We start from the raw sequence: 521 nt of genomic DNA, 5'->3' as shown, positions 1-521 counted from the left end.
GTATATATGAAGATCTGGAGCGTTACGATTCTGCTTATGTGCATTTTAAACAGTCTCTAAATTTATATCAGGAAGATCATAATGACCTCGGGAGTATCGAGGTCATTAATAATTTGGGCGATATCCTCCGTAAAACAGGCCGGTACAAGGAAAGTATTGTGCTAACCGAAACAGCGTTGAAACTGGCCGAAAAGATGGGTAATATCTATCAGTTAAGCTCCTGCTGCAGAGATTTGGGCAAGGCATTCGAACTGTTGAACAACATGGACAGCGCCTACCACTATGTAAAACTTGGCTATAAATACACGATCGATCTGTATTCGGAAGACGGTGCCCGGCAGGTAGCTTTTTTGCAGGTGCTTTACGATATCAATAAAAAATCGGATGAGATAAATAAACTGAAAAACGATCGGAAGGTGAACAGGATCATTGCTTTTTCTGCCACAATTGTAGTCATATTATTGGTTGTTTTGGGATTTGTTATTTTTAGCAGACAAAGGTTAAAATTAAGAGATCAACAG

At 39.3% G+C, this 521-nt stretch carries 1 protein-coding gene; it reads left to right on the top strand.

Annotation, left to right across the window (positions count from 1 at the left end; all coding sequences use genetic code 11):
• Positions 1 to 521, top strand: a 521-nt coding sequence (locus AC1DND_RS29265; RefSeq protein ID WP_477586533.1) for a tetratricopeptide repeat protein, incomplete at both ends; no start/stop codon positions are given.

The organism is Pedobacter sp. 01N416 (assembly GCF_056399685.1).
Note: the sequence above shows the minus strand (reverse complement) of the source record. Positions and strands in the feature narration are given on the sequence as shown.